The sequence below is a fragment of the Paenibacillus sp. P3E genome, from assembly GCF_001909045.1.
GTDB classification, from domain to species: Bacteria; Bacillota; Bacilli; order Paenibacillales; family Paenibacillaceae; genus Paenibacillus_AQ; species Paenibacillus_AQ helianthi.
In genome coordinates this window covers 16,186-38,412 of record NZ_LVWH01000200.1, presented here as the reverse complement: position 1 = coordinate 38,412, position 22,227 = coordinate 16,186, and the positions used below count along the sequence as shown (strand labels likewise).

Genomic DNA, 22,227 nt, shown 5'->3' with positions numbered 1-22,227 from the left:
GTTTATAGGAGGCTTCTAGATATCATTATCCAATAGTCGGGACAACCCGTTCGCTGTATTCAACCGATTTCATTTTCTAAAAACAAAAAGACCGCACCTCAGATATTTTCTGAAATGCAGTCTTTTGAATTTATTATAACTCTATTCTTCGCCCAGAGGCTTCAATACAGCTTCTCGCAGCCTTGCTGGCCTACATCCGGTTGCCGTTGTAACGGTCCGGGTCGACATCCGCGTTCATGGACCCTCTGTTGCCCATGGAATTACCTACTGTCGTATCATCCCTTATAACATCAGGGTTTGTTGCTCCCCGGTCCGTAATGGGATCATTCAGCGTACCATCGCCATACAAGCTGTTATATCTGTTGGCATTCAAGGAACGGTTGCCCGTGAATACGCTGTGGATATCGCGTCCGCGTCCATTATCATCCACTAGGACGAGGATTTTTCCGCTGTCCACGTAGCTTTCATATTCTTTGGCTTCATCCTCAGGAATACCCAGTCCTATTAATCCTCCAACGAGACCGCCCGCACCTGCGCCGATGGCTGCGCCTGTAAGAGTAGCCACTATAGGGCCTGCCGCCAGAATAGGACCTATCCCCGGAATGGCCAGTGCCCCGATTCCTGCAAGCAGACCGGTAATCCCCCCAACTACTCCTCCGGTTGCGGCACCGGTGGCTACGCCTTCTGGTGCCATAGTTCCTGTATCATCCGATATATTTTTGAGTTCATTCTGGTCACGTGTGATCACTGAGATTTCGTCATTACTTACACCCTGTCGCTGCAGCTCTTCAATTGCTCTGGTCGCTTCTTGTTCTGTGTTGAATACACCTATGATTTTGTCGGTCACTTGAAGCCCTCCTTCGTAATTGTCGTTCGCTACATTATTACCCGATCATATACATCCCAAACAGGGTGTAAGCATTTTCAGTGACATGACGATGTAAGCAGGGAAGAACGTTTATTTTGAAGGGCGTGTACGGTTTGTAGGGACTGCCTGCAGCGGATCATCCGGCCAGTAGTGCTTGGGGTAGCGTCCTTTGAGATCCTTTTTGACTTCAAAATAGGTGCTGCGCCAAAAACTGGCGAGGTCCGCCGTCACCTGCACGGGTCTCCTTGCCGGAGAAAGCAGATGCAGCAGTACCGCAACCTTGCCTCCCCCGATCCTTGGTGTATCTACTTGGCCGAACAACTCCTGAAGCCTGACCGCAAGCACCGGTGCCTCTGGGTTACTGTAATCCACCGGAATCCGTGAACCGCTGGGGACGGTAATATGCGTTGGGGCATCCTTGTCCAGCATCTGACGGCTGCTCCAATCCAGCAGTCCCTCCAGCGCTCTGGATACAGGCACCCGCTGCAGGTCGCGGAGATTGCGCATCCCCTGAATAAACGGCTGAAGCCATTCCTGAAGGGAGGACAGCAGGGCTTCTTCCGAAGCATCCGGAAAATCTGCCCGCAGCCTATGCAGGAATACCATCCGCTGTCTCAGCTGAACCGTGCCTTTGTCCCAGGGCAGCAGTTCGAGCCCCCTGCCTTCAATGACGCGAAGCAGTACCTCCTCTGCCTCTTCTGCTGTTGGTCTTTCATGCGAGGTTTCCTTCAGGATCAATGCACCCAGCAGGGTCCGCCGGCGCGCCTGTACACTTCCGCTATCATTATCCCAATAGACTTCGCGCTCTTCTGTCATATTGTTCTTGTGATGCTTCAGCAGGTCTGCTTCAGGCAGCTCTGCGGCCAGCATAATCCGGCTCTGGCCGGCGCGGTCATCAATGCCGGCCGCTACAATATAGGGCGAACGCGTTAGCGGCTGCCCTTCTCTCATGGCCGCCCCCCGGCCACCCGAGAGCAGAAACGCGCCATCGCCGCGTTTTTGCCCGATGCGGTCGGGGTAGGCGAACGACAACAGCAGCCCGGTGAGGCTGATGTTGTCCGGCAGTGCACTCGGCGCGGCCTGCAGCTGCGCCAGGAAGCTCCGGCTCTCGCGCTGCACCGCGCGCAGAGCTGCCGGGTCCGCTCCGCCGCTGTCCGCAGCGGAGCGCTCGAACCTCAGCAGCGCCTCCACGCGCAGCGTGAGGTCGCTGTCCATTGCCGCGGGACCCCGCCAGAGGTCCCGCTCCTGGAGCAGCGCCGCCAGCCGGCAGGCGAGCGGCGCTGCTCCCAGCTCTGCCGCGCGCAGCAGCATGTGCGCGACGCGGGGGTGCGCGCCGAGCGCGGCCATGCTGCGGCCGTGCGGCGTAATGGCGCCGCCGGCGTCCAGCGCGCCGAGCTGGCGCAGCAGCGCTGTGCCCTGCGCGTAAGGCGCAGCAGGCGGCGCGTCCAGCCAGAGCAGCGCCGCCGGGGAAGGCGCTCCCCACAGCGCCAGCTCCAGAGCCAGCTGCGCCAGGTCGGTCTCCATGATCTCCGGCACATTCTCATCCGGAAGACGGGCATGCTCTTCCGGGCTCCACAGCCGGTAGCATACTCCCGGCGCGGTGCGTCCCGCACGGCCCCGCCGCTGGTCAGCCGAAGCCTTGGAGACCGGCACCGTAGTCAGCCGGGGCATGCCCGTGCGCGGCGAGAACACCTGAGTCCGCCGCAGCCCCGTATCGATCACCGTGCGTACCCCTTCGATCGTCAAGCTGGTTTCAGCAATCGAAGTCGCCAGAACTACTTTACGTTCTCCGGGTACTGAGGCTGCCACCGCGGCATCCTGCTGCGCCTGTGGCAGCTGCCCATAGAGTGGACGAAGCACTGTTCCAGGAGGGAGAGCAACATTTTGCAGTTCACGCTCGGTGCGGCGGATTTCCGCCTCCCCAGGCAGGAAGACCAGCACATCTCCAGGCTGCTCGGCAAGTGCACGGCGGACAGCGGCTGCAGCTCCCTGCTCCAGCTGCCTGTCTCCGGGGCCTGGCAGATAGACCGTTTCCACCGGAAAGGTCCGGCCCGGACAATCCACAATAGGCACACCTCCGAGCAGAGCCGATACCTTGTCGCCGTCCAGTGTTGCCGACATGATCAGAATCCGCAGATCCTCGCGGAGCACAGCCTGTGCTTCCAGTGTTAACGCCAGTCCCAGATCTGCATGAAGGCTGCGCTCATGAAATTCATCAAAGATCACAAGCCCTACATCGCCTAGCGACGGATCGCTTTGCAGCATTCGGGTCAATACTCCTTCTGTGACCACGACAATACGGGTGTTTTTGCCTACTTTTGTGTCATTGCGCATACGGTAGCCTACCGTTTGTCCGACACTTTCGCCCATGGAGGATGCCATGTAGCTCGCTGCCGACCGGGCGGCCAACCTTCTGGGCTCCAGCATAAGTATGGTTTTTCCGGCCAGCCAAACCTCTTCCAAAAAAGCCGGCGGCGTACCGGTTGTCTTCCCCGCGCCAGGCTCGGCTAGCAGAACGGCAGCGGTTGAAGTGTTCAATATGGTTTTCAGCTCAGGGAGCACCTGCGCAATGGGAAGCTGTCTCATCGAATCTCTCCATGTATTCTTATTGTCTAGTATTCCTAATATGATGGGCGAAACCCTAGTAAATTTCAAGCTCTCTGCATACAAAAAAGAGCTACCCTGCCCTTTCGGCCGGATAACTCGATTCAATTATTCTTCCCGCGTCAGTTGCTCCTGAATCTTGTCTCCATAGTCGGAGAACGCGCTGCTGTTCCCGAATCCGCGCTGCCCCATCAGCTCCTGAAGGCGGAGTCGTTTCAGCGTCAGTTGGGATTTAAGCTCTTTTCGTTTGCCATCCTCGGTGTTTCCATTGCTGTGACATGCCGCGAGCAGTGTCTCCAGAGTTACACATTCCTTGCGCAGCGTGACTTCTTCCGGGAGCAGACCGGCGTTCTTCATGATTTTGAAAGACATCCGCAAATCCTCCGGCACCCCGGACAGATCCTCCAGCTGAAGAGGTTTGCCGTGCCCCGGCAGATCCTCGAACTCACCACTACGCATAGCTTCCTGTATCCTCTGTTCCGCAAGCCAAGATAATATCGTCATATCCACTCTCACTCCTCTGCTGCAAGGCTCCAATCAAGCTATCAGGCCGATGTGCTGCCGTTTGCCTATAGTTTAGCATAGGGGATGAGTGAAATCACCCGTTCACTATTTCTGTTTTAGATAACCGCGTTCTCCGTAAGGTGACAGCTTCTCCAGCCATTTGCTCTCCAAATCGGGCAATTGTTTGCGGTATTTGGAGAGTTCGGTTACCTCTGCCACAAAATCCTCTTCAGGCTTAATCTGCTCCAGAATCTCATAAATAAATGCTTTCTCTCCGAATGCCTTCCAATCTGCCTGAAGCTCTTTATTGTCATGATTTCCGATGTCCAGCATGAACTTATGCTTATTCCAGACTCCATCCAGATTAATGCTGCTGCCTACAAAGGCCTTATCATTTAAGGTGTTGACGATTCGGTATACTCCCATCGGCCGGTGGGAATGCGCGTAGTTATAGGCTAATTCTTTACGTTTTGACTTTTCCATGTTTGCTGTTCTCTCCTTCATCTATAAACTAACCCAGTAGCTGCTTCCATCTGGCTCACGGTCCAGCAGCCCATAATCAATCAAATACCGCCGGAGCGTAACATAATCCGCAAAAGCCTCCTTCAGGATGGCGTTAACCTCTTTCTCTGTATATTGGCGTCCGGTTTCAAAACGCTTAATCAGCTGGCGGAGAATTGCTGCTTTACGCTTCTGCTTCTTGGGAAACTCCGAGATTGGACCTTCCAATCCCTCTTTAAAGTAGGTATTCAGGATTTCGGTATTCTCCTCCTCCGTAATGGCAAACCGCTCGTCAACCATGGCGGCGGAACGCGGGATGCTGACAAAAGGCGAGGATGCCCCCGGCTTTTCTTCCACAAGCTCCATTACAGCGAGAAACAGCTTCGCCTGCTTCACCTTTTCCCGCAGAGTAAACCGGTGATTGCGCACGGTAGAGGTACTGCCAATGCCCAGTTCCTCGGCTGCTTCTCCATCACTCAAGCTGTGCCGAAAAGCATTCAGCAGCCCCTTCTGCAGCTCCGTTAATCCGGTAAGCTTCTTGTCCAGTCCCAGCAGCCAGTGAAACATCCCACCATGTGCCTGTTCCACATGAAGTGCTGCATATTTCCCGGCTTCATAATATTGACTCTCTTTCTTGTAGATCAAGCCCTTCTCAAATTCCTCTCCACAGACCAGACATGTATAGTAACCTGAATGCTCCCGCATCTCAAAAAGATATCCCTGCTTCAGCTCACTAATGGAGGCGTTCCAGAATTTTTCCGAAATACTAACCGATTCATTACCTTCCGCCAACTCGATCACCCATTTTCGCCTTAATATATAGACATATTATCATTTTGTTTGTTATTTTACAATCATCTAATTACATTGTTTATAAAATGCCAAAAAAACTGCCCTAGCCATTGGCAGTGTTCATCTACGTTCCACTCATCTCACCGGACAGCAGCTAAGAAATGTTAAGATTTCCGTTAGATTTCCTTAAGTAATTAGTTAGATCGCAGCGGATATTTTCGCCTACACTTATGGAGTCGTATCCAGTTTTATTACAAGGGGGAGTTTTAGATGGAAAAGTTAAAAACTTATGCTTTTAGTCGGCCTGTAATGTTTTCAATTATTATGATTGTTGTGACGATTGCCCTTACGTCCATACCTTTAGATCCTTTGTTTGTGTCTTTGTTAGGTCAGAAATCAAGTGAATATGCAACAGGTATAATTGAGCAGGTACTGGTTAGTTTTGCAATAATATGGCTTCTGAAACGGTGGGGGTTATTGAAGAGTGCAGGATTTACCCGTCCGAGTTGGAAGGGATTATGGATTTACTGGCCAATGATTTTGTTAACATTACTTAATGGGTCCGATTTTATATTTGGCAATATTGTTATAGATACCTCAAGACCGGTCGTAATTGGATTGTTCATCTTAACATATCTGTCCACGGGGTTATTAGAAGAGGTGCTGTGCCGCGGTGCTGTATTGTCAGTAATGCTGCGTAAATGGGGAGCAACCCGAAGAGGGTGTTATGCTGCGGTGATCATATCCAGTGTATTGTTTGGTTCCGCCCATATCATCCATTACTTTCTTCATCATTCTTCATTGCTTGCTACGTTAACACAAATGACTTATGGAATATTCATCGGTGTGTATTTTGCAGCCTGTGTTATCAGGAATAAAAGCATTTTTCCAGCAATGATTGCTCATGGTGTATTTGATATCTTTGGCAGCCTTCAAGAAATTACGGTTGGCGGAGGTCTGAACAAAACCTACCTCACTATGACTGTCAGTAACTCCTTAATCTCAATTCTAATCTTTCTGCCCTTATTTATTTATGGACTTGTTATCATCCGAAAAGTAACACCTTCTGAAAATCACGGATCTATTGCATAGAGTTAACTTTTGCCTACAGCTATAATGGACAAATACATGGATGTATATCCACGTGAGTTAAGGCAGCCTCTAACCAGAATTATGTTGTGATGAAATAATAACTTTAATTGGGCGGTGAAAAGGAAATGAAAGAAAGAATTGTATTATCCCTGGCTACTTTAGACGATGTAGAATTCATTGTTGATAAAAAAACTTGTACTTCCTTATGGTCTTTCGAAGATTTTATTTCATCCGATAAGGAAGCAGTTAGAACGAATGTAATAGAGAAAATTAATAGTGATTGGTATAAGCAATACATAATAAAGCTTGATGATCCAGAAAGAACAGCTATAGGAGAATTGCATATTCATTGGTATGTAAAAGAGCGTGAAAGTTGGGAATTGGGTTATTGTATTTTTCCTGAATATCGAGGGCAAGGATTTTCTGTTGAAGCTGCAAAAATAGCGTTGAAGTATGCTTTTGAAGATTGGAATGCGCATAAAGTCGTTGCCATGTGTAATGAATTCAATACCGCTTCATACAAGGTGTTGGAAAGGTTAGGAATGGTCAGAGAAGGTATATTCAGAGAAGAATTACACTGGCAAGGTAAATGGGTAAATCAATTCTTCTACTGTATACTTGACAGTGATTATCGAAAATGAATATCTGAATTCACTTCACTAATCGACTGCCGGATATTTATAAAAAATAATTGACGTCTTATTATTCCATCAAGCGAAGGTCTATATGTTGAATGGAAAATCAATGAAGGCTTGAATTCTAACGGAGAACAGTGAAGGACTTCAAGTGCATAACTCATGAATGAACATATTCATTACAGAGCGTTATTTGAAAGGGATCTACTATGGAGCAATATAGTATTCTAATTATTGATGATGAACAGGAAATTGTTGAGTTAATTGAGATTTATCTTGTCAATGAAGGGTATCGGGTATTAACAGCCTTTGATGGAACTGAGGGCCTTAACATTCTGAACCATCAGACAGTAGATCTGGTTGTGCTCGATATTATGATGCCAGGAATGGATGGAATGGAGACCTGCAGAAGAATTAGGCAGACCATGAACTTACCTATTATTATGCTAAGCGCCAAATCACAGGATATGGACAAGATTCTTGGGCTTGGACTGGGTGCAGATGATTACTTATCCAAACCATCTAATCCAATGGAGCTGATTGCACGGATCAAATCACAGTTAAGACGTTATATCATTTTAAATGTACCGGGCCAACAAAAGAATGAGGACAGTGTCATTCACATCAAAGGTTTAGTGATCAATAAAAATAATCATTCCGTCTCTACTGACCACGGTGAGATCAATTTAACCCCAACGGAATATGAAATACTATTATTGCTCGCCAGTAGTCCCGGCACTGTGTTTAGTGCGGAACAAATATTTGAAGCGATATGGAAAGAAAAATATTTTGAATCTAATAATACGATCATGGTTCATATTTGGAGACTTAGGGAGAAAGTTGAGAAAACGCCAAAAACACCTGATATCATTGAAACCGTATGGGGAGTTGGCTACAAAATTGAAAAATAAACGGGGCACCATACGCTATAAGCTGATACTCGTTTTTTTCACTAGTGCTGCTTTGACCGGTTTATGTATGCTTTTGATATTTATGGCCTTAATTGTGGCCTCCAAAAACCACCCCTTCGCGGTATTTTTCATGCAGCATTTAATTATATTTTCCCTTCTATTATTTGTCGTTCTTATCTTGCTTATGATTGGATTTCTTCTTCTGATGACCAGAGGGAGCATCGCATATCTCGAAGATATCACGAAAACACTGGAAACCATCTCTAAAGGTAATTTAGAAGTCAACATTCCGGTTAAAAGCTCTGACGAGCTTGGAAAATTGGCCACCACCGTCAATAGCATGGTCTATAAACTAAAGATTTTGATGGAAGAAGAAAAAAGCTGGGAAAACACAAAAAATGATTTGATCACAAATTTATCGCATGACTTAAGAACACCGTTGACCTCTATCCTTGGGTATATGGAATTGATTGCGGATGTCAAATACACGGATGAAGAAAGCTTAAGGCACTATGCAGGTATAGCCTTCCAAAAATGTAATGAACTCAAGGTTCTGATTGACAATCTTTTTGAATATTCAAAGCTCACGAATTCGGAATTAACCATCAATAAGAGCTTGCTCAATCTAGGAGAACTTTTGGAGCAAGTGATTCTTGGATTTATTCCTGCACTTACAGAGGCGGAGATGGAGTATAGACTATTTTACAGCAATGAAAAAATCATGATTAATGCAGACCCGATTCTATTGGTACGGGTATTTGATAACCTTATTAGTAATGCTATCAAGTATGGAAGCGAAGGAAAATACCTTGATATCGAGTTAAGTAAAGCTGATCATGAAGCGCTCGTACGTATTATTAACTATGGGGAACCGATACTGGATGAGGATTTACCCTTTGTATTTGAAAGATTTTATACAGCTGATAAATCACGCTTTGGACAGACCAATGGATCAGGTCTGGGGCTTGCTATCGTAAAGAGCATTATTGAGCTGCATGACGGTACAGTTACTGTACACAACCTGGATCACAGAACCGCTTTTGAAATTAGATTAAGAATAGAGGCATAATACAAAAAGAGCCTAATCCATGGTCCACCATCGGATAAGACTCTTTTGTTCTCAGGGATTCTGTATCCTACTGTGTGAGTATATCAGGAGAGCAATGATTCTGCGCCATCAATCACAATCTGTGCTCCCGTGATATGAATCGAGTCATCCGAGGCGAGAAAAGACACCAGGTCCGCCACATTTTCCGGTTTACCCGGCCCATCAGCAAGTGGCTGCGCACCTTCCGGGAACTCAATCGGGATCACAATGGCCTCTACATCTTCATTAAATTCCGTGCTTTCATCAATATTCGTCGAGATGGCTCCCGGACAGATGACGTTGACACGGATTTTGAACTTCGCCAGCTCCAGAGCAGCCATCTTGGCAAAAGCAACCTGCCCCGCTTTGGTAGTACTATAGGGTGACCAGCCAAAGCTGGCAAAACGGCTGTTGCCGTTGATGGAGCTCGTAATGATGATGCTGCCTTTGCCTTTTTCTTTCAGATGTGGAATGCTGTATTTCAGCGTAAGAAAGGTTCCCGTCAGATTCACGGATATCGTACGCTCCCAATCATCCAGGCTCAGCTCTTCGATAGGGCCTACCGCTCCATTGATTCCGGCATTGGCAAAAACAATATCCAGTCCGCCGAAATGCTCCACCGTCTTGCGTACTGCCTCTTCCATGCGCCCTGCATCCGAAGTATCGACATCGATAGCGAGTGCACAGTCCTTGCGTTGTTTGTTCAGCTTCTGCTCCAGGACGGAGGTACGTTCATTCACCAGGTCAAACAAGGCTACATTTGCACCTTCACGGGCCATCTGAATCGCCGTCGCTCTGCCGATCCCAGAGCCCGCGCCTGTAATTATGGCTGTTTTACCGAGGAAACGCTGCTTTTTTGCTATATTCGGGCTCATATGTACACTCCCTTTCCAATTCGTCCAACTTAGTGGCTCTGTTTCAAGATTACCCAAATGGGCCTTGATTATAATCATTTCATGCAAAATTCGCACAAACTTGTTGCAACATGCTCACTGCAAGTACAAACAACCCCCTATTCACTACCTGTTAGACATATCAAAAAAATGGCAAAAGAAATGGGTGAACTGCCCGGGTGTAATCAAAAAAGCCCCGCTGCCGCAGGGCTCTCCTCACTCCTTCAATTCTCCAGCTTGCGCACATCCACCTTCACCGTCAACGTACCGGATACACCGCGGTATACTCCTTTTACCGGTACGATATCCTTGTAATCCCGGCCGTGTCCCAGCTTGATATACCGCCAGTTCACTTCCACATTATTCGTAGGATCAAAGCCCAGCCATCCCGTTCCGGGGATATGTGTCTCCACCCAGGCATGCGAAGCCTGCTCGAAATCGGCATTGCCTCCCTGAAGGTCACCAACAAAATGATACCCGCTAACATACCGTGAAGGCAGCCCGACACTACGGCAGACCGCGATCATCAGATGAGCATAATCCTGACACACACCTCGTTTGAGAGTTAATGCTTTTTTAACAGTTGTATTGACACTGGTCGCTTCAGGATCATACGTAAACTGTTCGTAGATCGTCGACGACAGCTTTTTGGTCCATTCGTACATATCTTCTGCTTCATCAAAGGGATGCTGTGACGCAAACTCAACAAGCTCTGGTGTTACTTCGGTATATCGGGTAGGCAAAATGAACTCCACATACCGGTTCTGGAACTGATCGTCGTTGAGCAGCTTCACCTGATCCTCCAACGGAATATGCGGCAGATCGGCACCCTGCTCCTTATCCAGTGTAACTACGGTGGCTTTAGTATGAATCACCATCTCCCTATGAGGCTTATTCACTGAATAGGCATGCACACGGTTGCCGAAAAAATCCTCATAGGTAAGCAGATTCGCTGGTGGAAACACTTCTACCTCATGATGATAACAGGACTGACGGTAATTGGTCCGCGGCGTTAGACGGATTTCATTGACACTGTCCGTAACCGGCTCCGGGTAGCTGTATGTGGTTGTATGATGGATCTGAATTTTCATGCAGAAACTCCTTCACGGCGAAAAAAGGCGCCTTCCATCGTTTTACCGAGCTTCTGGCAAGAGATCATCAGCGATTGCAATACATCCTCTACGAGATCGCCGGACATCTCTTCCTTCTCCATGTAGTCAAGCTCTGCCTTGATCTTGCCAGCCTGCCGGATCACCCGCTCGTGACCGGAGCCCTTCTCAGAAGTATCCAGCTCAAGTTTGGCCAAATGCTCCTCCAGCTTGTGGAACGAAAAACGGATCGAACGGGGGAAATACGCATTTACAATCAAAAACTCCAATATGCTCTCCGGGGACATCGCATCGGCGTAATAGCGTCGGAAGGCTTGATACCCGCTCACTGATTTGAGGACCGCCTGTAGCTGTGTATAAATAGCATTGATATCTTTGGACTTACAGGATACCGTAACAGCCTGCAGAATGCGGGTCGTATTCTCCGCCCGCTCCAGGAAGCGTCCGCTCTCAATGAAGCGCCACTCATTGGCTCTCAGCATAACGGATTGCTCCGCACCGAGGAACATGGCCGCACGCGCTTTGACATGCTGATAGAACTGATGGGGTCCGGCCATTATATCTGCAAGGGATTGTTCCCCGAGCCACAGGTTGAAGCTGTTGACAATATCCCACAACTCACTGGGAAGATGCTGTCTCAGCGTCCGCAAGTTATTTCTCGCCTGGTGAACACAAGAGAATATTGAATTGGAATTGCCAAGGTCCAGTGTAATGAAGGACAAGACATCCTGCTCGCAATAGCTGTCAAATTGCTGCTGGTATTCATTTCTGACACCCAGCGCATCGATCAGCCGTGACCATTTATGTCCCTCAGCCTGGAAGTCCTCTTCCTGTTGTATATGATAATGCACATCGATCAGCCGGGCATGATTCTCCGCCCGCTCCATATACCGGCCAATCCAAAACAAAGCCTCCGCATTGCGATTCAGCATCGTTGCCACTCCTTCATTTAACGTATTGACGCCGCATTTTGTTAATTCTGAAGCGTTATGCTGTATACACTAAGCCATTACCCAAGTATCCTTCACGCCGCCACCCTGTGACGAATTCACCACCAGCGAGCCTTCCTTCATGGCTACCCGTGTCAGACCACCCGGAATAACATGCGGTTTGCGGTCGGCACCCATGAGCACAAAAGCCCTCAAGTCAATATGCCTAGGCGTCATACAGCCACCTGATAGCACTGGAGCTCTAGATAGTGACATAATCGGCTGGGCGACATACCGGGCCGGATCGGCAAGAATCTTGAGACGGAAATCAGCAAGCTCATCCTTGGTCGCTTCACTGCCAATCAGCATCCCGTATCCTCCGGACAAGGAGGTTTCCTTCACAACCATCTCATGCAGATTATCCAGCACGTACTGGCGCTCCTGTGCACGGGACAGCAGATAAGTAGGCACATTTCCCAGGATCGGTTCTTCGTTCAGATAATACCGGATCATATCCGGTACGTATACATACATCGCTTTATCATCAGCTACTCCGGTTCCCGGTGCATTGGCTATGGCAATATTCCCTGCCCGGTAGGCGTTCATCAGCCCGGCAACACCCAGGAGTGAATTCGGCTGAAACGCCAGCGGATCTATGAAATCATCGTCTAATCTGCGGTACAGGACATCCACACGCCTGAGACCGTTCATTTCCTTCAAATACACCTTATGGTCCTGGGCAACCAAATCCCTGCCTTCCACCAGGTATATTCCCATTTGCTGGGCTAGAAAAGCATGCTCGTAGTAAGCTGAATTGTATTCGCCCGGAGTTAGCAGAGCAATGACCGGGTCCTTCGTCTTAGACGGTGAGAGGCTGCGCAGCACGGACAGAAACCGGTTCAAACTGTGGTCGACATCACGGATGGAGCTGGCAAAAGACAATTCGGGAAACAGCTGATTCATCAGGGATCTGCCTTTAAATAGGTAGGAAAATCCTGAGGGTGTCCGCAAATTGTCTTCAAGCACGTAATATTCACCATCATGATGACGGATCAGATCGATTCCCGAAGTAGTAACGTAAGCCCCGCCGGGTACCCGCATGCCGGACATCTCCGGCCGGAAATAGCAGTTCGAGATGATCATACGTCTCGGAACGATTCCGTCTTTGACAATGTACTGCTCATGATAGATATCATGAATGAACAGATTCAACGCCGTAATACGCTGAACGATACCGGCTTCAAGTCTTTCCCACTCCAGTTTGGGGATAATCCGCGGAATCATATCAAAGGGAATCGTACGCTCCATGGGATGATCCTGTGCAGGATTGTACAGTGTAAAGGTAATTCCCTCTTCCATCATCCGACGCTGCATGAGATTCTGTTTGCCCTGCAGCTCTTCGGGGCTCATCCCGGAAAACATGCGGTTCACATGTTTGTAATGCGGACGGACGCTCCGTTCATCGGCATACATTTCATCATAAAAATGTTGCAGCGGATACGGAGACAGTCCGGGCAGAGGATCAAGTTTGGACATGAGCCCGACTCCTTTCGGATCAATATAATGTGTAATGTTTGTTGACAAGCCGGCCTATTTTTTGAAAGTTTAAGAGATGTAAATATTGAAATACACCTTAATAATACGTAAACGCTAATGTTCATGTCAATATATATAACAGCGGGATGGAGTTAATAACCCACCCTGGCAATTGTGGAATCGCTTCCGTTCTCAAGGGAGTGCTGATCAGGGGTATGAGTATATAGGAATACATAGAATTGTATGCGGGAGAGTTGACAAGCAGTACTATTATGAATTTTTCATATGTTGAATTTTTACAATTATAACCACAAAAAAAGAGCAGCTGTTGCTTCTATTAAAAGCACAACCGCTCATGGCGCCAAGTCTCGTATTATTTTATAGGGTCCCGGTTTATTCCTGCTCTTCGTTAAGGTCCTCTTCAGCAATCATTCCGGCAAAGAGGGCGTGTACGAATTGGGTAGAATCAAATGGCTGCAAGTCCTCCATCTTCTCTCCCAGTCCCACAAGCTTAACAGGCAAGTTCATTTCTTGACGGATAGCGACAACAATTCCGCCTTTGGCTGTTCCGTCCAACTTGGTAAGAACGAGACCGGTTACACCGCTCTTTTCTCCAAAAAGCTTGGCCTGAGTTAATGCATTCTGCCCGGTAGTAGCGTCCAGCACCATCAACACCTCATGCGGGGCGCTCGGAATCTCCCGCTGGATGACACGGAAAATTTTATTGAGCTCTTCCATGAGATTGCTTTTGTTCTGCAGTCTGCCTGCCGTGTCGCAGATCAGTATATCCACGTTTCGCTGCTTGGCAGCTTGAACGGCATCAAACATGACCGCCGCCGGGTCTGAGCCCGCCTGCTGCTTAATGACATCCACACCGGCGCGCTGTCCCCAAACCTCAAGCTGTTCTATAGCACCCGCACGGAAGGTATCGCCAGCCGCAAGCAGAACCTTTTTACCTTCCTGCTTATAACGGTGGGCCAGCTTTCCAATAGTGGTCGTCTTGCCGACTCCGTTTACGCCGACGAACAGAATGACAGTGATCCCGTCAGGATTCTCCTTCAGACTATTGTCATCATCACCGCGCAGCAGTTCCATCAGCTTCCGGGACAAAATCGGCTGAAGCTCGGAAGCATCCTCAATGCGTTTCTGCTTCACTTCTGCTCTTAATTCTTCAACCAGCGTCATCACCGTGTTGACTCCGACATCGGCACCAATCAGAATTTCTTCCAATTCCTCATAGAACTCTTCATCGATCTTCTTGCGGCGGATGATCAGGTCAGATACCTTCTCCACGAACCCTTTACGGGTTTTCTCAAGACCATCGCGGAACTGTTTCGTTACACTCTCCGTTTTGCCGGAGATGCTTTCTTTTAATTTTCGAAAAAAGCTCATATGGTTCCTCCTAAAAGTTTGTATAGCCTTACTTCCTGCATTTACTTCGTACAAACTCACATCGGAAGCATCTGCCTAGTTTTGTGAGCAGTTGCTTCCTTGCTTAGGCTTCGTACAAAACTAGCTTCGTAAGCATACGCTTAGTTCGTATAGCCCTGCTCCATGTATTTACTTCGAATAAACTGGCTTTGCCAGCATCTGCCTGCCTAAGCGATCTCTGCTTCTTCATCCTCCAGCTTAACCGAAACCAGTTTGGATACGCCGCCCTCTTCCATCGTAACCCCATAGAGTACATCTGCTTCTTCCATGGTTCCTTTACGGTGGGTGACGACAATAAACTGTGTCTGCTCCGAGAATTCACGCAGATACTGGGCAAAGCGTACCACATTGGCTTCATCCAGTGCAGCTTCGACCTCATCCAGTACGCAGAACGGAACCGGCTTGACTTGAAGGATGGCGAACAGCAGTGCCATGGCGGTCAGCGCCCGTTCTCCTCCGGATAACAGCTGCAGATTTTGCAGTTTTTTACCTGGAGGCTGGGCCACGATATCAATGCCTGTATCCAGCATATGTTCAGGGTCCAGCAGCATAAGGTCTGCTCTGCCTCCGCCGAACAGCTTCGAGAAAACGGTACCGAATTCACGGCGGATGGCGTCAAAAGTCTGCTTGAAACGTTTGGACATCTCTTCTTCCATCTCATGAATAACGTGGTACAGCGTAGTCTTGGCTTCTACCAGATCATCCTTTTGACCGCTGAGGAAAGTAAAGCGCTCATGTACACGCTGATATTCCTCAATCGCTCCCAGGTTGACCTCTCCCAGCGCAGAAATGCTACGTTTGAGACGCTGAACCTCCATTTGGGCAGCAGGCACATCCTCTGGTACTGGATAACGCTGCTTGGCCAGTTCATAGCTCAGTTCGTAATCATCACTCAGCTTGCGCAGGATATTATCCAGTTCAACATCCAAACGTCCTACAGCAACCTCAGTTGACCTCAGCTTATCATCGACTGCCTTCAGGGCCTGACGCTGATCCTTAGTTTCCCCTTCCGCAAGCTCCAGCTTGCGTGTCAAGGCCGCACGGTCAGCCCGGGCCAGATCCAGCTTGCCCGCAGTCTCTTCTTTTTTCAGTCGGAAGTTATTCAGGTCTTCCTTCTGTTTCACGGCTTCTCTTGTGTTTTCTTCCAGATCCTGCTCAATCGTGATCAACAGGCTGCGGCTGTGGCGCAGTTCTTTGTCCTGTGATCCCGCATCCTGTCTCATACGCCGCAGCTGCTCTTCCAGAGAGAAAATCTCCTGGTCCAGCTTGCCCTCCGTTACCTTCATCCCGGTGAGCTTGCTTTGCAGCTCTTCTTTTGCCGATTCATTTGCCTTGCGTGCCGATTCCGCATTACGGATCGCCTCATGGGCCTCTTTCTCTTCCTTCTCCAGCCGTTCAAGCTCGGAAACCGCATGCTTGCGGCTTTCATCCAGTGCCTTCACTTCGCTCTCAAAGCCGCTGCGTTCGGCACCGGCTCCATCAACCTGCTCCTGCACATGGCGAAGCTCCTGTTCGAGCTGCTTCAAATCACCGGAGACACGCTGCTCCTCCAGCCGTTTCTCATCACCACCGTGACGAAGCTCTTCCAACTTCAGTGAAGCTGTTTCCTGCTCCTCCCGCAACCGGCTGATGCCCTGCTTCAGCTTTGCAATTTGCCGCTCACTCTCCTCAATCTCGCTGAAGAGCTGGTCAAGCTGGCGTTTGCGGCTTAACAGACTGTTATTCTTCTTATGCTGACTACCCCCGGTCATGGAACCTCCGGCATTGACAACATCGCCTTCCAAGGTCACTACCCGGTAGCGGTATTGGCACTTGGCTGCGATACGGTTGGCCTGCTCCAGGCTCTCGGCGATAACCACATTTCCCAGCAAGCTTCCGACTATACTGGCGTATTTATCCTCGAATCCCACCAGCTCGGAGCCGATTCCGACAAAACCTTCCGCTCCTTCAACCATTGTTCGGTCACTTCCGCCAATCTGCCGTGGACGGATAACGTCCAGCGGCAGAAAAGTCGCACGTCCCAACTGACGTTGCTTCAGAAAGGCAATTGCTTGCCGGGAGACGGCTTCGTTTTCCATAACTACATGCTGAAGTGAAGCACCCAGTGCCGTTTCCACAGCCATCTCCAGCTTCTCGGGAACGGATATCAGCTCCGCGACAGCGCCGTGCACACCGCTAAGCTGTCCTTTGCGCGCACCCTTGAGCACCTCTTTTACCCCAAGCATGAATCCGTCAAAATCATCCTGCATTTCCTTCATGGTCTCATGCCGGGAAACCTGGGCTTCACGTTTCTGCTCCCATTTACGGAGTCCGCCCTGCGTCTCTTCCAGCAGCTTCTGGCGTTTGCTGGTCTGTTCGCTTTCGGTGATATAAGCATTACGGAGCGCGCCGATTTCATTGCCCAAACCAGCGATTCTATCCTTCAGCCCACTCTGGGCGGTAATCAGTTCCTCCAGCTTCGCTGTCCATTTACCGCTCTCTTCCTGGCTGCGGCTCATTCTGCGCTCCAGGCTTTCTTTTTGCTGATCCGCATAGCGGATTTCATTCCGGGCCTGGGCCATCAGATTCATCAGTTCAAGCAGAGCACTCTTAAGCTTCTCTTCTTTGCTCTGGCTAATACCTCCGGCAACGCCCTCCAGCCTGGACTCCTCGTCTTGCAGCTGCTTACGCAGCTCCTCGAGCGACAACCGGGATTGCTGAAGCTTGTGCTCCAGTTCTGCAAGCTCCCGCTGACGGTCGGCAGAGCGTTCGCCAACAGAACCCAGCGTAGTCATCAGCTGTTCCCGGTTGCTCTCCAAATTGCGTCTGCGTTCTTTAAGCAGCTCGCCGTATCCTTCGCTTTTCTCATTCGATTCGCTATATCGCAGCAGCTGTTCCTGCAGCTTCTCCACTTCGGCTTCCAATGTCCGCAGCTCAGCACGTCCACTTTCAAGCTTAGCGTCATGCGCAGATACAACTGTAGACAGCTGGAGCTGTTCGTTACGGAGCACTTCCAGCCGGTCATTGCCTTCCTTCCACGCCGTATGTATCCCTTCAATCTGGTGAACATACACAGCTATCTCCAATTGCTTGAGCTGCTCCCGTAATTCCTTGTAACGGATCGCCTTCTCAGACTGGTCCTTCAGCGGTCCCACCTGATCTTCCAGCTCACTAATCAGATCATGAATGCGCAGCAGATTTTGCTCCGTTTCATCGAGCTTGCGTCCTGCATCTTTTTTACGTGATTTATATTTTACAATTCCAGAGGCTTCTTCAAATATACCGCGGCGATCCTCGGAACGGGTACTGAGGATCTCTTCAATCCGGCCTTGTCCAATAATTGAATAAGCCTCGCGCCCGATGCCGGTATCCATAAAAAGTTCTGTGATATCCTTCAGCCGGCAGGCCTGCTTGTTGATTAAGTATTCGCTATCCCCGCTGCGGTGTACACGGCGTGTTACAGTCACCTCGCTGAAATCAAGAGGCAGTGCATGATCCTCATTATCCAGTGTCAGCGAGACTTCCCCGTAATTCACGGCTTTACGCGCATCACTTCCGGCAAAAATAATATCTTCCATCTTCCCGCCGCGCAGTGATTTGGCGCTTTGTTCACCGAGCACCCAGCGGATGCCGTCGGAAATATTGCTTTTGCCGCTGCCGTTCGGGCCGACTACAGCTGTAATTCCGCGAACAAATTCCATTTCCGTTTTGTCGGCAAATGATTTAAAGCCAGCTAATTCAATCCGTTTCAAAAACATACCCTGTTATTCACCTCTGCCCCATTATACCATAGCGTTTCACCGCCTAAAACAGCTCATAATTATGAGCTGTTCACAGGCTGTATCTCCAATTTATAAGGCCTTAATTTTCAAAGCATTCCGCGGTCATGAGCATAAACTCTTCAAAATCACATTCTAGAACACTTATTTCTTTCTCGAAAAAGAGCAGCAAAAGTCTGACCTCCGCCTGTACGCCGGCATTCAGACCATTGCTGCTCTCCTCCGCTGACTCCCCCACGATGTGGAACAATCCTGAAGTCTATTCATAAGTTCAAGGAATTCAAAAAAAGCAAAACCTTACCATTCAGCCAGGAAACTAAGCGCCATCTTCCTTCAACTGCAATAGTGCCGCTGCTGCTGCCTGCTGCTCCGCTTCTTTCTTGGAGCGTCCACTGCCTCTGCCAAGGGATCGGCCCGCCATATAGACCTCAGAGACGAATTCCCGTTCATGTGCCGGTCCGCGTTCTTCAATAATCCGGTATTCCAGCGTACCCATTCCGTGATGCTGAATCAGCTCCTGAAGCTCCGTCTTGAAATCGCTCATCTGCATTTGCAGCTTGCCATCCGTCTCCACCAGCGGAAATACGTGATTATCCAGAAACCGCCGTGCTGTTTCCAGCCCTTGATCCAGATAAAGCGCTCCCACGAAGGATTCGAACACATCGGCCAGCAAGGCCGGGCGGGTTCTGCCGCCCGTAAGTTCTTCCCCTTTACCCAGCAATACAAAGCGTCCAAAGCCCAGACTCTCTGCGAATCTGACCAAGGAGGGCTCACATACAATTGCAGCCCGCAGCTTGGTTAATTCACCTTCAGGTCTGTCTGGAAGCAGATTGTACAAATATTCAGAAACCGTAAGCTCCAGAACAGCATCGCCAAGAAACTCTAGACGCTCGTTGTCCTGATGCTGGTTGAAACGGTGTTCATTCACATAGGATGCATGGGTAAAGGCCTGCTTCAGAAGTGCAGCATCGTGAAATTGGATTTGAAGTTGGCTCTGTAACTGCTTCAGGTCTCCTTTCACTGCACTGTCTCCCTTACTGATTATATTTTTTGAGAATAATCGTCGCGTTATGTCCACCGAAACCGAATGAATTCGACATAACGATGTTCAGATCCGCTTTGCGCGGAACATTCGGAACATAATCCAAATCGCATTCCGGGTCGGGGTTGTCCAAATTAATAGTAGGTGCAATCACACCTTTTTGCAGAGACAATCCGCAAATTATCGCTTCCACCCCTCCGGCAGCACCAAGCAAGTGGCCAGTCATGGATTTGGTGGAGCTGATTGCAACCTTATATGCATGCTCACCAAGAGCCATTTTTACAGCGGATGTTTCCGACTTATCACCTACAGGTGTTGAGGTTCCATGAGCATTGATGTAATCAATCTGTTCAGGAGCAATTCCAGCATCCCGAATCGCCATCTTGATGCAACGTGCAGCACCATCCGGATCAGGCTCTGTCATATGGTGGGCATCCGCGCTTAGACCATAGCCAATGACCTCGGCATAAATCTTGGCACCGCGTTTCTCGGCATGCTCGAGTGATTCGAGAATCAAAATCCCGGCTCCCTCACCCATAACAAACCCATCCCGGTCGATATCGAACGGGCGGCTCGCCTTCTCAGGCTCGTCGTTGTGCGTCGACATCGCTCTCATTGCACAAAAACCTGCCATGCCCGTTGGACGAATCGTGGCTTCCGAACCACCACAGATCATCGCATCTGCATCTCCGCGCTGGATCAGGCGGAAAGACTCTCCAATGGAATGGCTTCCTGTTGCACAGGCTGTAACTGTTGTAGTATTCGGGCCCTTGGCTCCTAAACTAATCGACAGTTGACCAGATCCCATGTTGGCAATCATCATCGGAATGAAGAACGGGCTGACCCGTTTGGGGCCTTTTTCCAAGAGAATATTATGATTGTCTTCCCAAGTGCCGAGTCCGCCAATACCGGAACCCACAGATACGCCGATCCGTTCCGCATCAATATCCTCACCGATCACAAGTCCGCTGTCCTTCAGCGCGTCTTCACCTGCTGCGACTGCAAACTGGACAAAACGGTCCATCTTGCGTGCTTCCTTACGGCCAAACCGCGCCTCCGGATCAAAGTCTTTAATTGATGCCGCTATTTTGGTCGTATACTCGCTGACATCAAAGGCGTCCACCGTCGAAACTCCGGATTTGCCGCTCATCAAATGATCCCAGAACGTGTCCAAATCCGTGCCCAGCGACGTTATCACGCCCATACCTGTAACAACCACTCTATGACTCAAACGCAATCACCCCATCTGTAGGCTGTATCTTCTTGTTATAAAACTATATAAACTTCAATCGCCGCAAGGTCATTCCATGCGCGGTCCAGTTATTTTCCCCGTAAAGGTGCATATGGCATCCTTTGGTACTGCATAAATGCTGTAAAATGAGGAGAAGTCCCGCCCTCTGTAGGAACGGGACTCTCAATCATATGACTCTAGGTATGAGATTGTATGTACTTCACAACTTCACCCACGGTCGTAATCTTCTCTGCATCTTCATCAGAGATTTCCATGTCGAATTCATCTTCCAATTCCATAACCAATTCTACTACATCAAGAGAATCAGCACCTAAATCATCTTTGAAAGACGCTTCTAATGTTACCTCAGCTTCATCGGCACCTAAGCGGTCGATGACAATGCGTTTTACACGCTCCAATACATCGGACATCCGGTTCACCTCCTCTTTTGGTATTATACGAGATATGAAGTCAAAATACCATAGAGCTCAAAAAACGCTTTCCGGCCGCCCCAATTCTCTTCCACTGTAGACTTTACAGCTTTGTTGGCCTTACATGTACATTCCGCCATCCACGTGAAGTGTCTGACCCGTCATGTAGGCTGCCCCTTCCGAGGCTAGAAATACAACCGCCATGGCAATGTCCTCCGGCCGCCCGAGTCGTGCAAGGGGAATCCCCTTCTCGTACTCGCTGCGGACTTCATCGGACAACTGTTGTGTCATTTCGGTATCAATACAGCCCGGGGCAATGCAGTTCACTGTGATACCCCGGGAGGACAACTCGCGTGCCGCTGACTTGGTCATTCCAATAATACCTGCTTTGGCTGCTGAGTAGTTCAACTGCCCGGCATTCCCAATCACACCGATAACCGAAGAAATATTGATAATTCTGCCGTAACGCTGCTTCATCATCGGGCGGGTAGCTGATTTCAGACAGTTGAACACGCCTTTCAGATTCGTCTCGATCACCTGATCAAAATCTTCTTCTTTCATACGCATGATCAGATTATCCCTGGTGATACCGGCATTATTGACCAGAATATCAATCTTACCCCAGGTGTTAATAACCTCTTTCACCAGGTTATCCGCTTGTTGGCTGTTCCCGACATCGCCCTTCAGGGCAATCCCTTCCGAGCCAAGTTCGACGATACGAGCGACGGTCTCTTGAGCAGCCGCTTCATTGCCTGAATAATTCACGGCTACTTTCACTCCATACTCCGCAAGCGCAAGCGCAATACTCCGTCCAATGCCACGCGATCCGCCTGTGACGAGAGCTGTCTGGCCTTTTAATGCTGAGAACATGCC

The 22,227-nt window shown here is 49.2% G+C and carries 20 protein-coding genes; 4 read left to right on the top strand and 16 right to left on the bottom strand.

From position 1 onward, the window contains the following. Positions 1-190: 190 nt before the first annotated feature. The 5 genes from A3842_RS24995 to A3842_RS24975 all read right to left on the bottom strand — a co-directional run bounded on the left by A3842_RS24995 (position 191) and on the right by A3842_RS24975 (position 5,275). Positions 191-847: a general stress protein gene (locus A3842_RS24995; protein WP_074103104.1), complete on the bottom strand. Its 657-nt coding sequence runs from the start codon at positions 845-847 to the stop codon at positions 191-193. Positions 848-958: 111 nt separating this feature from the next. Next, the gene (gene hrpB, locus A3842_RS24990; protein ID WP_074103103.1) at positions 959-3,454 is read right to left on the bottom strand and encodes an ATP-dependent helicase HrpB; all 2,496 of its coding nucleotides are present in this window, start codon (positions 3,452-3,454) and stop codon (positions 959-961) included. Between the two features lie 126 nt (positions 3,455-3,580). Beyond that, the gene (locus A3842_RS24985; protein WP_074103102.1) at positions 3,581-3,976 is read right to left on the bottom strand and encodes a DnaJ family domain-containing protein; all 396 of its coding nucleotides are present in this window, start codon (positions 3,974-3,976) and stop codon (positions 3,581-3,583) included. Between the two features lie 105 nt (positions 3,977-4,081). Beyond that, on the bottom strand, positions 4,082-4,459 hold the full coding sequence (locus tag A3842_RS24980) for a GIY-YIG nuclease family protein (protein ID WP_074103101.1): 378 nt from the start codon (positions 4,457-4,459) through the stop codon (positions 4,082-4,084). 21 nt (positions 4,460-4,480) lie between these two features. After that, entirely contained in the window at positions 4,481-5,275 is a 795-nt protein-coding gene (locus A3842_RS24975) for a DUF2087 domain-containing protein (RefSeq protein ID WP_074103106.1), read from the bottom strand. 264 nt (positions 5,276-5,539) lie between these two features. Between A3842_RS24975 and A3842_RS24970 the strand changes: the two genes are divergently transcribed. The 4 genes from A3842_RS24970 (at position 5,540) to A3842_RS24955 (ending at position 8,976) form a co-directional block, all read left to right on the top strand. Then, complete coding sequence (locus tag A3842_RS24970; protein ID WP_074103100.1) at positions 5,540-6,361, top strand: CPBP family intramembrane glutamic endopeptidase; 822 nt, start codon at positions 5,540-5,542, stop codon at positions 6,359-6,361. 125 nt (positions 6,362-6,486) lie between these two features. Next, positions 6,487-7,002, top strand: coding sequence for a GNAT family N-acetyltransferase (locus A3842_RS24965; protein ID WP_074083549.1), 516 nt, complete (start codon positions 6,487-6,489; stop codon positions 7,000-7,002). A 203-nt stretch (positions 7,003-7,205) separates the two neighbouring features. Further along, positions 7,206-7,907 (top strand): response regulator transcription factor, encoded by a 702-nt coding sequence (locus tag A3842_RS24960; protein ID WP_074103099.1) that lies wholly within the window; start codon positions 7,206-7,208, stop codon positions 7,905-7,907. Further along, a complete protein-coding gene (locus tag A3842_RS24955; RefSeq protein WP_143186363.1) occupies positions 7,885-8,976 on the top strand; it encodes a HAMP domain-containing sensor histidine kinase in 1,092 nt (363 codons plus the stop codon). Before A3842_RS24960 ends, A3842_RS24955 begins: the two co-directional genes overlap by 23 nt. 83 nt (positions 8,977-9,059) lie before the next feature. Here the strand turns inward: A3842_RS24955 and A3842_RS24950 are convergent, their stop codons facing one another. The 11 genes from A3842_RS24950 to fabG form a co-directional block, all read right to left on the bottom strand. Beyond that, positions 9,060-9,869, bottom strand: coding sequence for an SDR family oxidoreductase (locus A3842_RS24950; RefSeq protein WP_074083552.1), 810 nt, complete (start codon positions 9,867-9,869; stop codon positions 9,060-9,062). A 242-nt stretch (positions 9,870-10,111) separates the two neighbouring features. Further along, positions 10,112-10,978, bottom strand: coding sequence for a transglutaminase family protein (locus A3842_RS24945; RefSeq protein ID WP_074083553.1), 867 nt, complete (start codon positions 10,976-10,978; stop codon positions 10,112-10,114). Further along, entirely contained in the window at positions 10,975-11,928 is a 954-nt protein-coding gene (locus A3842_RS24940) for an alpha-E domain-containing protein (RefSeq protein ID WP_074083554.1), read from the bottom strand. Before A3842_RS24940 ends, A3842_RS24945 begins: the two co-directional genes overlap by 4 nt. A gap of 69 nt (positions 11,929-11,997) precedes the next feature. Continuing rightward, complete coding sequence (locus A3842_RS24935; protein ID WP_074103098.1) at positions 11,998-13,461, bottom strand: circularly permuted type 2 ATP-grasp protein; 1,464 nt, start codon at positions 13,459-13,461, stop codon at positions 11,998-12,000. A 393-nt stretch (positions 13,462-13,854) separates the two neighbouring features. Next, the gene (gene ftsY, locus A3842_RS24930) at positions 13,855-14,853 is read right to left on the bottom strand and encodes a signal recognition particle-docking protein FtsY (RefSeq protein WP_074083556.1); all 999 of its coding nucleotides are present in this window, start codon (positions 14,851-14,853) and stop codon (positions 13,855-13,857) included. Between the two features lie 206 nt (positions 14,854-15,059). Then, positions 15,060-18,629, bottom strand: coding sequence for a chromosome segregation protein SMC (gene smc, locus A3842_RS24925; RefSeq protein ID WP_074103097.1), 3,570 nt, complete (start codon positions 18,627-18,629; stop codon positions 15,060-15,062). A gap of 103 nt (positions 18,630-18,732) precedes the next feature. Continuing rightward, positions 18,733-18,888, bottom strand: a complete 156-nt coding sequence (locus A3842_RS32700) for a hypothetical protein (RefSeq protein WP_178382407.1) — start codon at positions 18,886-18,888, stop codon at positions 18,733-18,735. Between the two features lie 78 nt (positions 18,889-18,966). After that, entirely contained in the window at positions 18,967-19,671 is a 705-nt protein-coding gene (rnc, locus tag A3842_RS24920) for a ribonuclease III (RefSeq protein WP_074083558.1), read from the bottom strand. Positions 19,672-19,684: 13 nt separating this feature from the next. After that, positions 19,685-20,923 carry a beta-ketoacyl-ACP synthase II gene (fabF, locus tag A3842_RS24915; protein ID WP_074103096.1) on the bottom strand — a complete coding sequence of 413 codons (1,239 nt, stop codon included), beginning with the start codon at positions 20,921-20,923 and terminating at the stop codon, positions 19,685-19,687. A 197-nt stretch (positions 20,924-21,120) separates the two neighbouring features. Beyond that, the gene (locus tag A3842_RS24910; protein WP_019911228.1) at positions 21,121-21,354 is read right to left on the bottom strand and encodes an acyl carrier protein; all 234 of its coding nucleotides are present in this window, start codon (positions 21,352-21,354) and stop codon (positions 21,121-21,123) included. A gap of 120 nt (positions 21,355-21,474) precedes the next feature. Continuing rightward, on the bottom strand, positions 21,475-22,224 hold the full coding sequence (gene fabG / locus A3842_RS24905) for a 3-oxoacyl-[acyl-carrier-protein] reductase (RefSeq protein ID WP_074083560.1): 750 nt from the start codon (positions 22,222-22,224) through the stop codon (positions 21,475-21,477). Positions 22,225-22,227: the final 3 nt, after the last annotated feature.

Coding starts and splice junctions, on each gene's coding strand:
- A3842_RS24960 (WP_074103099.1), top strand. CDS start 7,206: ATGGAGCAATATAGTATTCTAATTATTGATGATGAACAGGAAATTGTT.
- A3842_RS24945 (WP_074083553.1), bottom strand. CDS start 10,978: ATGAAAATTCAGATCCATCATACAACCACATACAGCTACCCGGAGCCG.
- hrpB (WP_074103103.1), bottom strand. CDS start 3,454: ATGAGACAGCTTCCCATTGCGCAGGTGCTCCCTGAGCTGAAAACCATA.
- A3842_RS24980 (WP_074103101.1), bottom strand. CDS start 4,459: ATGGAAAAGTCAAAACGTAAAGAATTAGCCTATAACTACGCGCATTCC.
- A3842_RS24970 (WP_074103100.1), top strand. CDS start 5,540: ATGGAAAAGTTAAAAACTTATGCTTTTAGTCGGCCTGTAATGTTTTCA.
- A3842_RS24950 (WP_074083552.1), bottom strand. CDS start 9,869: ATGAGCCCGAATATAGCAAAAAAGCAGCGTTTCCTCGGTAAAACAGCC.
- A3842_RS24940 (WP_074083554.1), bottom strand. CDS start 11,928: ATGCTGAATCGCAATGCGGAGGCTTTGTTTTGGATTGGCCGGTATATG.
- smc (WP_074103097.1), bottom strand. CDS start 18,629: ATGTTTTTGAAACGGATTGAATTAGCTGGCTTTAAATCATTTGCCGAC.
- fabG (WP_074083560.1), bottom strand. CDS start 22,224: ATGTTCTCAGCATTAAAAGGCCAGACAGCTCTCGTCACAGGCGGATCG.
- A3842_RS24985 (WP_074103102.1), bottom strand. CDS start 3,976: ATGACGATATTATCTTGGCTTGCGGAACAGAGGATACAGGAAGCTATG.
- A3842_RS24910 (WP_019911228.1), bottom strand. CDS start 21,354: ATGTCCGATGTATTGGAGCGTGTAAAACGCATTGTCATCGACCGCTTA.
- A3842_RS24965 (WP_074083549.1), top strand. CDS start 6,487: ATGAAAGAAAGAATTGTATTATCCCTGGCTACTTTAGACGATGTAGAA.
- ftsY (WP_074083556.1), bottom strand. CDS start 14,853: ATGAGCTTTTTTCGAAAATTAAAAGAAAGCATCTCCGGCAAAACGGAG.
- A3842_RS24935 (WP_074103098.1), bottom strand. CDS start 13,461: ATGTCCAAACTTGATCCTCTGCCCGGACTGTCTCCGTATCCGCTGCAA.